The 10,902-nt window shown below is 58.1% G+C and carries 9 protein-coding genes; 6 read left to right on the top strand and 3 right to left on the bottom strand.

Annotated elements, in window-relative coordinates; genetic code table 11:
* On the bottom strand, positions 1-207 hold a 207-nt coding region (locus MP439_10945), incomplete at its 3' end, for a hypothetical protein (GenBank protein MCI2976570.1).
* 299 nt (positions 208-506) lie between these two features.
* Positions 507-1,370, bottom strand: coding sequence for an alpha/beta fold hydrolase (locus tag MP439_10940; GenBank protein ID MCI2976569.1), 864 nt, complete (start codon positions 1,368-1,370; stop codon positions 507-509).
* A 95-nt stretch (positions 1,371-1,465) separates the two neighbouring features.
* Here MP439_10940 and MP439_10935 point away from each other — a divergent pair, with 95 nt between their 5' ends.
* From MP439_10935 to MP439_10920, 4 genes are all read left to right on the top strand, one after another.
* On the top strand, positions 1,466-4,417 hold the full coding sequence (locus MP439_10935; protein MCI2976568.1) for a proline dehydrogenase family protein: 2,952 nt from the start codon (positions 1,466-1,468) through the stop codon (positions 4,415-4,417).
* 77 nt (positions 4,418-4,494) lie between these two features.
* On the top strand, positions 4,495-5,871 hold the full coding sequence (locus MP439_10930; protein MCI2976567.1) for an MFS transporter: 1,377 nt from the start codon (positions 4,495-4,497) through the stop codon (positions 5,869-5,871).
* Between the two features lie 16 nt (positions 5,872-5,887).
* The gene (locus tag MP439_10925) at positions 5,888-6,301 is read left to right on the top strand and encodes a PPOX class F420-dependent oxidoreductase (GenBank protein MCI2976566.1); all 414 of its coding nucleotides are present in this window, start codon (positions 5,888-5,890) and stop codon (positions 6,299-6,301) included.
* A complete protein-coding gene (locus MP439_10920; protein ID MCI2976565.1) occupies positions 6,298-7,071 on the top strand; it encodes an NAD-dependent deacetylase in 774 nt (257 codons plus the stop codon). Before MP439_10925 ends, MP439_10920 begins: the two co-directional genes overlap by 4 nt.
* 382 nt (positions 7,072-7,453) lie before the next feature.
* Here MP439_10920 and MP439_10915 read toward each other — a convergent pair whose 3' ends face one another.
* The gene (locus tag MP439_10915) at positions 7,454-8,971 is read right to left on the bottom strand and encodes an N-6 DNA methylase (GenBank protein MCI2976564.1); all 1,518 of its coding nucleotides are present in this window, start codon (positions 8,969-8,971) and stop codon (positions 7,454-7,456) included.
* A gap of 211 nt (positions 8,972-9,182) precedes the next feature.
* Between MP439_10915 and MP439_10910 the strand changes: the two genes are divergently transcribed.
* Positions 9,183-10,190: a hypothetical protein gene (locus MP439_10910; GenBank protein ID MCI2976563.1), complete on the top strand. Its 1,008-nt coding sequence runs from the start codon at positions 9,183-9,185 to the stop codon at positions 10,188-10,190.
* Positions 10,191-10,195: 5 nt separating this feature from the next.
* The coding region (gene istB / locus MP439_10905; GenBank protein MCI2976562.1) for an IS21-like element helper ATPase IstB at positions 10,196-10,902 on the top strand (707 nt) is incomplete at its 3' end.

Raw genomic sequence — 10,902 nt, 5'->3', positions numbered from 1 at the left:
TAGATGAACGTTGATGCCCGCTGGGTATCGACCCTTGGCGTAGTCGCGCAAGCTCTTGCATGGATCTAGTAGTCCCCACAGGCTAATCTGGCGCAGATGAGTGACAACGACGCGCTTTGCATCGCTCTCGTCCCCGATCACCAAGCACCGCTCGTCATACTTGCCCTTCTTGGGTGACAATGTGGCCAGACCTACCGTGCGCTTCACACTATCGGCCATAGGACGAGGATCAGACATCGAAGGTTCAGACATCGAGTCATGGGCGTACCTCTTTGACTACCTCTTGAAGCCGTTCCATGACCTTTGTGTCCTTATGGCTGCTCGGTCCAACGCACCCCTGCACATCACGAGCCAGTCCAGCAGTCACCTGCTCTGCCCCTCCTTCTTGGCTCTTTGCCACGTCCAATAACTTGGCGCTAGAAAGATAACCGTGCACGAGCGCGTCCGAGCAACCGGGATCGTCTCGGTCAATCATCGGCGCTAAGTCGTTGGCAATGTTGCTCTGTCTAGGCCGACAGCGACTCAAAAATAATCGTCGCAATCCGCTCAGGGTACTGCGCATGCAGGTCATGGTCACCCATCATCGGTCGAAGCCATCCCTGATTCGGAGCCTCTGCCAACAATCGACCGGCCGCGAGCGTCTTCATCTCATCGGCCTCTGGGTCGCCGGAGAGCGCAGGGATGAGCAGTAACTTCGACCGCAAACGTCCGGCATCGACATGGGGCTCGTAATCTAGGAGGTCATCGAGAATCACCATGTGATCAGCGATACCCAGCCGACGATACGCTCGGCCCTCCTCATCGACGCGGAAGCCAGCCCGAGCCGCGATGAGTACCTCCGGGTCCCAATCCTCGTAGCGTCGCTCAAAAAACCCCTCAAGTTCGCTCATCGGCTGGCCATCGATGTCGGCGGGCCTTAGCGCCTTGTGGGCCGCCTCGCGTGAAGGAAAGCTCCGACCCATGGCCTGAAAACCTCCATCAACAAGACCAACGACGTAGGGTCGAATCGACGGTATGTCAGCCGAAAGTGCGCCATAGTGAAGTGCGACAGAGGCGCCCCAGGATTGGCCGATGACGCCCAGTGGTTCGCCGTGGGGTAGATCGCGAACCACCGCCATGAGATCCTGTGCACTTTGATCGACTCCCATCGGCGTGGAAGCACCCCCGGACCGGCCGTGACCCCGCTGATCTACGGTGTAGGTGCACACCCCCATCTCGGACAGTAGACGTGCGACCGGCCACCAAAATCGCACGTTTGACGACAAACCGTGCAAGAGGATCACCGATGCGGTCAGGCTTGGGCCAACCGGATCGAACCGATCAAACACAAGTCGTACCCCATCTGTCATTTTGGCCTCAAGCGTCTCCACTACCCACCGCCTCGCTCACGAGTCCAGTTCCACCTCGGGCACTTAACCCACCGGATCACTTACTAACTAGAATGTTTAAAGGGTAGTATGGGGTGATGAGTGAAGAGCTAGTCCCGACCGCTTCATTGGAGCCACAAGTCCTTAAAATCGCCACCGCCATCAGCGCCTACGATGGCCCAAGCGGTGTGTATCAACTCAAAGGGCTCGCATCACTGGTCATGAAACAGGCATTGAAAGACCCGGTCTTTCGCGCCGATCTCTTTCGACTTGTCGACGTCTTCCCCACCCTCGAGGGGCCAGAACAGATCACCAACCATGTCCGAGAGTACCTTGACCCGCGGGCACCAAAATGGATGGCTGCCAGCCAGTCGCTGGCTTCCAAAATCGGGCTCGGTCGCTCGGTTTTGACATCGCTCACGCGCAACAACATCGTCGAGATGGCCAACCAGTTTATCCTCGGCACTGAGCTCGACGAGATCGCCCGCAAGGTTGGCCAGATGGGCCAAAAGGGCTACTTAACAACCGTTGACCTGCTCGGTGAGAAGATCATCACCTATCCAGAGAGCGATCGTTACGTCAACCGCATCACCGCGATCCATGATCGACTGGTCACCTCTGCTCCGTTCCTGGCCAACAACGCCAAACTCATCGGACCAAAGATCTCTATCAGCGTCAAACCGAGCGCGCTCACCCCACACTATGGCCCGCTCCAGCGCGACAAGGCGGTCGACGAGGTCATCGAACGGCTCACACCGCTACTCAAGTCCGCTCAAGACGCTGGCTCACTCATCTTTTTAGACATGGAACACTATGACACCTATGAGCTCACCCTCGAGCTTTTCAAGCGTCTCGTCTTCGATAAGAGTTTTGCAGATCTCCAGCTCGGTCTCGTGATGCAAGCATACCTGCGTCGCCATGTCACCGAACTCAAAACCCTGTTGAATATGCTCAGCCAAGAGGAGTCCGATCATCCTCGGCTCTGGATTCGGCTGGTAAAGGGTGCCTATTGGGACACTGAATTCGCCCAAGCCTCTGCCGAGTCACACACGCCACCGGTCTTCACCGACAAGGCTGCGAGCGACATCAGCTATGAGGAGTCAACCAGGCTGCTACTCGACAACCACCGCAGGGTACATCCTGCCTTCGGGTCACACAATCTGCGCTCCCTGTCCTACGTCATCGCCTATGCCCAGGCAAAAGGACTTACGCCCTCAGACTATGAGATCCAGATGCTCTACGGCATGGCCGAGCCGATGTCATCGGCACTCCTTGCCCAAGGTCAAGCGGTGCGCATCTACACACCGGTCGGAGAACTCCTACCGGGCATGAGCTATCTCGTTCGGCGCCTGCTAGAAAATACCTCGAACTCATCCTTCGTACGCGCACGCTTCGGCGGCAAGCAGTCCGTCGCAAAGTTGGTGGCTCCCCCTACGTTAACCCGAGAGACCCAGCCCCCCAAGAGCTACCCCGATGGCTACTCGCATGAACCAACATCTGAGTTTCATCACGAACACGAGATGCGACTCCAGCTCGAAGCCATTGCACGCGTCGAACCCACCTTAAGTGCCACCAATCAGCTTCGACTCTCGATCGGACAGCCCATCCCCGAGAGCGGGCAATGGAGTACCTCGGTGAACCCCTCTCACTTCACGACCGTCTTAGCGAACGTCGAAGAGGCATCCGAGGACCAGGTCGAGGCCGCTATCGCCGCGGCGCTTCGAGCCCAACCCAAGTGGGGATCCGCGTCACCGTCAGAGCGGGCAAGCGTACTCCGCAAAGCAGCGACCTACCTGCGCAGTCACCGCATGGAGATCAACGCAGTCGAAGTCCTTGAAGCCGGTAAACCATGGCTGGAGGCTGACAACGATATCGGAGAGGCGATCGACTTCCTAGAGTACTACGCGATCTGGGTCGAGCGCCTCGCGGCTGAGCGGCTGGATTCTCCCGCCGGAGAGACCAACCAGCTGCGCTACCGCAGTCGCGGAATCACCGCGGTGATTCCGCCCTGGAACTTCCCACTGGCGATACCGATGGGGATGACCGCTGCCGCCATCGCCATGGGCAACTCGGTCATTCTCAAGCCAGCGGAGCAAACCCCGATCACTGCGAGCTACATCGCCCGCGCCTTCGAGCACGCAGGGCTACCCGCTGGCGCGCTCTGTCTCGTCACTGGACGAGGCGAGACCGTTGGCGCCAAACTCGTGCGTCACCCCCACGTCTCGACCATCGCCTTTACCGGTTCAAGGGCCGTTGGCCTCGACATCATCGAAGCGGCCAGCCGCGTGGTTCCAGGGCAAACATCACTGAAACGTGTGATCGCGGAGATGGGTGGCAAGAACGCCATCGTCGTCGATGCCGATGCCGATCTTGACCAAGCGGTCCCAGGCGTCATCTACTCCGCCTTTGGCTTCGCTGGCCAGAAGTGCTCTGCCTGCTCGCGGGTCATTGTGCATCGTCAGATCTTTGACGCCTTCGTCGATCGCCTTGCACTCGCAACCAGCACCCTCATCGTGGGCGATCCGCGGAACCCAGCCACACAAATGGGGCCGGTCGTTGACGACGCAGCCCGGGCCAAAATCACTGGCATGATCACCGAAGGCACGAAGCAGTCTGAGTTGCTCTACCAAGGAACACCTCCAGAGCTTGAGGGCTACTTCGTCCCACCAACGATCTTCATCAACCCCGATCGCCAGTCGTCACTGTATCGCGATGAGATCTTTGGTCCGGTGCTGACGGTCGAGCGTGCCGACGACCTTGATGATGCCATCTGGCGAGCTAACGACACGATCTACGCCCTGACCCAGGGCGTGTTCTCTCGTTCAGCCAAGGCAATCGCCAGGGTTGCTGACGCCGCTAGAGCTGGTAATTTCTACGTCAACCGAGGCATCACTGGCGCCATCCCTGGCCGCCATCCGTTTGGTGGCTTTGGCAACTCCGGTGTTGGCTTCAAGGCGGGTGGACCTTCGTATCTGATCCAATTCGCCGATCAGCAGGTGATCTCAGAGAATCTCTTGCGGCAAGGCTTCTCGCCAGATATCAGCGAGTAGTTTCACCTTCCTGAAATCGACAGGAATACTTGCACATTACAACTAGTTTGTAATGATATGGATCATAGGGTATTCCGTTGACGAAGACGACAAATTCAGGTTCTTGGCTCGAGGTGCTCCAGACGAAGGATCTCTCGCTGATATTTACTGCTCGCGTTGCGATGAGCGTCTCGCGCGCTATCGCCGGCATCGCGGTCCCGCTCTACCTTGCTACCCTCGGCTTCAATGGTGTTGAGCTAGGTATTCTCTACCTCATTGTTGCGCTCGTCGCGGCAGGCATGTCATCAGGCATTGGATTCGCCACGAACAAGGTCGGGGCCAAGTCCTTTATGATCATCGTGCCGGCCATGGTAGCCGTCGCCGGCGTCGTCTACGCATTCTCGAGCGACACTGCAATTCTGTTCATCTTTGCCGCCCTCGCCAGCTTCGGGCGAGGTGCTGGTGCTGGTGCTGGCATGGTTGGCCCATACCAGCCTGCCGAGTCCCAACTCATCGTCAACTCCATCACCCCAGCTAACCGCAATACGGCATTTTCAATGATTTCGCTGGCCTCCACCGTTGGTGCACTCATCGGAACTGGACTCGCTGCGCTGTCCGGTCACGAGCACGTCGTGCGGGCAGCCGCGGTGGCGGTCTTTCGCCCCAGCATGCTCTTGGCCTCGCTGGCGGCACTGATCGCCAGCATCATCGCGATCTTCCTTTCGAGTCACCCCGCCAAGGCTTCGCACCCAACCGCCCATCAGCAAGAGAAGGTCTTCGCATTCCCAAAGCGATCCCGCTGGCTGCTCTATCGACTGTGGGTGACCAACACCCTCAACGGCGCGGCGGTCGGCATGTTCGGCCCATTCATCACCTACTGGCTTTTTGTTCGTTACCACGCCAACGAAGTCACCATCGGAGAGCTTTATCTTGTCGTCAACATCATCACCCTAGGGTCTGGCCTGTTAGCGCCGAGAGTCGCTGCCCGCTTTGGCACCGTCCGGATTACCTCATGGTTGCGCATTGCACAGGGACTGCTCCTCATTCCACTTGCCCTCTCCCCGACATTTGTCATCGCCGGAGTCATCTACACCATTCGCATGTTCGCCCAACGGGTGGCTCTACCCCTACGCCAGTCCTATGTACTCGCAATGGCGGACCCTTCAGAACAGGCCAGGGTCGCTGCTTTGTCGAATCTTCCCTCCCAGATCGTCATGGCCGTGTCACCGACCCTGACCGGCTATCTCCTCGACGATGTTAGTCTTTCACTGCCATTTGAGATCGCCAGCGTGATCCAAACGATCTCCGCCTTTGCTTACTACTTCTTCTTCAAGAATGCGGCACCACCAGAAGAGGTCGCCGACAAACCGACAAGATCGGATGTCGGGGCCGTTGCTGAAGAGGTCGTCGACACGGTTGATCTCAAATCAGTTGAGGTTGATCTCAAATCAGTTGAGGGTGAACCCACAACCTAGTAATAAGCTCGATCCTATGCCCAAGCATCATCCTTCTCTCGACTTCCTCGACACCAACCATCGCGCCGTGCTGACAACACTGAGACGCGACGGGTCAGTCCAACTCTCACCCGTCTTGGCCGTTCGACTAGGACCGCAATCGATCGGTATCTCCTCCCGAGAAACTGCGATGAAAACCAAGAACCTACGCAACAACCCACAGGCGTTTCTCTGTGTCTTCCCCGACGCCTTCTTCGGCGAGTGGATCCAGGTTGACGGAACGACGCAGATCCACTCGCTACCTAAGGCGATGGAACGTCTCGTCGACTATTACCGACGAGCGAACGGTGAACACAACGACTGGGATGCCTACCGCCAGGCGATGGTCCAAGAGCGCCGGGTGCTCCTTGAGATCACGGTTACGAGGATCGGGCCAACCATCAGCGGATGACCGACTTCGAGCAACTTATTGGCAGACTCCGGCGATCCACGATGGTCGCCTTCACCGGTGCCGGTTTATCAACCGCAGCCGGAATCCCAGACTATCGGGGTCCAGAGGGGGTTTGGACCAAGAACCCCGCTGCCGCCAAGCTCTCGCGCGTTAGCCAGTATCGCGACGACAGTAACCTCCGACGTCAAATCTGGCGCGATCGTCTCACCAACCCCCTCTATCGAGCGACCCCGACACCTGGCCACCGGCATCTTGATGCCATAGCTCGCAATGGACAACTTTTGGGAGTCATCACCCAAAACGTCGATGGCCTCCATCGCATCGAAGACCTCACTCCCTATCCGCTCATCGAACTCCATGGATGCATCCACGAGACGCGTTGCCTTAACTGTGGTGAGACACAACCGATGCCACAAGCGCTATCGCGGGTTGCCAATGGGGACTTGGACCCTCGTTGTCAAGCAAGGGCATCCACTGGCCTATGCAACGGCATCCTGACATCGAATACCGTCACCTTTGGCGAACCCGTCCCACCGTCGAAGATCGATCACGCCAAAGCACTCATCGCACAGGCTGACACTCTCTTGGTCATCGGCAGCACCCTCTCGGTTAATCCAGCGGCACGCCTGGTGGCCTACGCCCTTGAGATCGCCAGCACCGTTGTCGTCATCAACCAAGGGCCAACTCGCTACGATGATCGTGGGGTCATCAAATACAATGCGGACTGTCAGCACTTCCTGGGTGCTCTAGCAGCGCTCGCCGTGCACTGAGAACCTTCACAGTTAACTACCACACGTGTACCAGCTAACTCACAACCACCGCGCATAGGTTGGAAACTACCAACAACCCCATCCCAAACCCCCAGACACCAACGAGACCCGCAAGGGTCTCGTTGGTGTTTTGGGGCCTTGTTCACGCGCTCCGAGTCGCGAGCAGATAACACCTCCACCCTTACAACCCGTTGGAGTTGACGGCGCCCCAAGTACTCGCTCAGCAAGCCGTAGCGTGGCTACCAGCTAACTCACAACCACCGCGCATAGGTTGGAAACTACCAACAACCCCATCCCAAACCCCCAGACACCAACGAGACCCTTGCGGGTCTCGTTGGTGTTTTGGGGCCTTGTTCACGCGCTCCGAGTCGCGAGCACATGGTCACAGTGTTAGCCCCACCCTCGGTAGCCACCATGCCAACAAGGTGGACCAGGTGGTTGCGTCGATCTGATAAGCCGCACGAATCGCATCGAGATAGACAGAGAGATCCTCATGGTCGACGGGCGGCCAAACACTGGCCGCTAACGCCCATGCCTTACAATCTCGAGGAAGCGGGACCTGTCCTAGGTCGCGAGCCGAAAATTTCAATGCCGATGTGCTCAGTGCCGTACCAGCGCATCGCTGTTCGACAAAACCTGAGGCAACTGGAGAGCCAAGGGCAGCCGCCAACAGCGAGAGCTCAAGTCCGTGGCGATCGTTGGCGAGCACTGACACCACCGGCGTCAGCGGAACCGTGCCTCCCAGCACGTCCATCCATGGCGCCACCACCTTCTTTTGGGGCGCCACTACCAACTTGGGAACGAGCATCCCTCGAAGGGAGGCCGACATCGCTTGGAGCGCTCCGTGTGCAACGACCGGCCTAAGAAAATGGCGTCCACCAATCTTGACGGTTTTCACACCCCATCGAGGCTGACCCCAGCCGAGGTGACCAACCGTCAGGACTCGATGCCACGGCTCACCTTGGGGCGCTACCTTATCAGGCGCGGGAATCTCCTGGGCCTCTTGCACCGCCCGAGAGAGCTGATAAAACTCATCACGAAAGCCAGCAGTGACCCTCGCTACATCGCAAACTAAGGGACCAGGCGACAGATCCAACGCGGGCGACTCAGCCACCCACGAGCCCCAGCTCGACGTCGCATGCTCGGCGCGCGCGCCCCTCGGCGTGTGACGTCGAATCCAAACACAGACCGTATTCACCGACGCCACAAAGCTATCGTTGGGCAGATGATCGACCCGCAACACCTCACCCTCAACGTCGATCAGACCCCGGACCCGGGACGCGCCGTCGGAGGAGAGAAATGAGACCGGTACGATCATGCCACAAACTCCACCAGGGCGTAGGTGTGAAAATGCCTGCGCAACAAAATAGGTGGAAAGATCGGTCGTTGGTCGGGTCAAGGTGGGAAACTGGCGACGCAGCGCTGTCCACTCCACACTGTTGGCGCCCACGAAACGTTGCGACCGAAGGCGTGGACTAAGAAACGGAGGGTTGCCCAACACCAGGTCGAAGCCGTCATATTTAGAGCGCAGTTGAGCGCTCAACGTAGGACCCAGCCCATCGCCGTGGATAACATCAATTGTATTGCTCGGAGTTACCTCTGACTGGAGCCGCGCATGGCACTGAGCGGCGACCATGGCATCGATCTCCACGCCAACCAGCGTCAGCGGTGAAGCAAAGGTACGTGCTGCAGCCACTAACAGCGAACCAGAGCCGGCGGCAAGGTCGAGTACACGCCGGACCGATAGATGATGGTCTGTGAGAAACGAAGTCAACAGGTCGCAAGCAATTGACACTGGGGTAAAGAACATTCCGTTCGCGCGCTCTTGCAACGTGAGGGTCCCGTTGGTCGGGCCGGCTTCTGCTCGTGGAGACCAACAGCGCTCATCACCCACCGACACCCACACCAGTCCTCATCCATCACTACAACGACCCACTCGTGGTCATCGCTCAATCCTAACACCTACCCACTTGAGCACCCTCCTATTGGGCATGTGGCATCCTTGATGTCATTGATGTACAACACAATCACACCAAGGATGCCACAGCCTCTTTGCATCCATTGTTCCTGACCCCGTCTCGCACCCTCGAGGGGGGCAAACTTCAGCGAGAATGGGTGGCAAGTTTCAGCGAGAGTACGCAGTCGACGGGATCGCGCGTGCATTGAGCTTCTTTGGTGGCGTGGTGGCCACCCTCGTGCCAGACAACCTCAAAGCAGGCGTCATCTCTCACACCAAGCGGGTCATCCGGCTCTCTCGGGCCATTGTTGAGTTAGCTAGCTACTACCGTCTCTGGGTTGACCCCACCAGGGTGCGTCGACCCCGGGATAAGGCCAAGGTCGAAGAGCGGGTCCGAGCGGTGCAAAACTGGGTCCTGGCCCCCCTTCGTGATGAGCACTTCACCTCCTTGGACGAGCTCAACAAGGCGATTGCCAAGGGAGTCGATGAACTGAATAACCGTCCCTTTACCAAGATGACCGGGTCAAGAACTGAACGCTTCCAAACAGAGCGCCCATACCTTCGTCCCCTTCCCACAGAGCCCTTTAGCTATGGGCGCTGGTTGAGCCTGAAGGTCCCTCCCAACTATCACCTCACCATCGGCGAGGTCTCCTACTCGGTGCCCTATGTGCTTGTGGCTAAGACCGTTGAGGTCCGCATCACCGAGGGGCTCGTAGAGATCTTTCATGCTGGTCAACGGGTCGGGTCTCACCAGCGGAGCTATCAAAAAGGTGAGGTCACAACCGATGTGGCCCACCTGCACCCAAAGCACGCGGCCTATCTTGACTCACTCTCAATCGAGACCATCACCGCCAGGCTCGTAGCCATTGGGCCAAGTGTTGGGGCACTTGGGGACCTATTGGTTGGTGAGCCACCCGTCAGTGAGGCCAAGCGTCGCTTGTTGACCCGTCTCGTTGATCTGGCCCATGTTTACGGGGCGGATGAACTAGAGGCCGCCTGTCACTGGGCACTGGCCAACAACACAACGAGCCTAGCCTCGATCGTTTCCATCCTTGATACCAAGGTCTATCTCACCGGAGACCAACCCCAGCCACCGGTTTCACCCATCCATGACAACCTCCGTCACCACGACGAGTTCACCAATACCCAAAGGGACGCCTAAGAACCATGTCGAGTCATCTGGCAAACCTAGAACACTTTCGCGCCCTATGGCTCCCCGATGCAAGAGCCGAGTACGAGCGCCAGCTCACCGACGCGACCATTGAGTCCATGAACTTCATCGACCGGCTCGATCTCATCCTCGACAAGGAGATCGCAATGCGTCACAACCGCCGAGTGGCCCGCAAGCTCCGCGAGGCCACCCTGCGGGTCGTGGCCTATAAGGAGGAGTTCTCCTTTGAGACCAATCGTGGAATCTCACGGGAGACCTTTGCACACCTGGTTTCCCTCTCATTCATGGACCGAGCACATGGCCTCATCATCACCGGGCCTACTGGGGTTGGTAAGACCTACCTTGGCTGCGCGCTTGGGATGGAGGCGATACGGCGTGAGTACTCGGTGCGCTATGTACGCACCTCTGATCTCATCGAGCGCCTCACCCTCGCTAGAGCCGACGGAAGCTACCGGAATCTGATGGTAAACCTCCGCCGACTCGATCTGCTCATCCTCGACGACTTTGGACTCTCCCCGGTTTCGGTGTCGAGCTCTCGCGAACTCTTAGAGATCATCGATGCTAGAGTGGATCTGCGCTCGACGATCTTTCTCTCTCAGTTCCCGGTGGCCAAGTTCCATGCCCTCATGGAAGACGCTACCGCCGCCGATGCCATCATGGATCGTATCATTCACGCTTCAAGGGTGATTGAGCTCACCGGTGA

Source organism: Ferrimicrobium sp. (genome assembly GCA_022690815.1).
Taxonomy (GTDB): domain Bacteria; phylum Actinomycetota; class Acidimicrobiia; order Acidimicrobiales; family Acidimicrobiaceae; genus Ferrimicrobium.
This window is presented reverse-complemented; position numbering and strand designations above follow the sequence as displayed.

Coding starts and splice junctions, on each gene's coding strand:
- MP439_10935 (MCI2976568.1), top strand. CDS start 1,466: ATGAGTGAAGAGCTAGTCCCGACCGCTTCATTGGAGCCACAAGTCCTT.
- MP439_10925 (MCI2976566.1), top strand. CDS start 5,888: ATGCCCAAGCATCATCCTTCTCTCGACTTCCTCGACACCAACCATCGC.
- MP439_10920 (MCI2976565.1), top strand. CDS start 6,298: ATGACCGACTTCGAGCAACTTATTGGCAGACTCCGGCGATCCACGATG.
- MP439_10910 (MCI2976563.1), top strand. CDS start 9,183: ATGGGTGGCAAGTTTCAGCGAGAGTACGCAGTCGACGGGATCGCGCGT.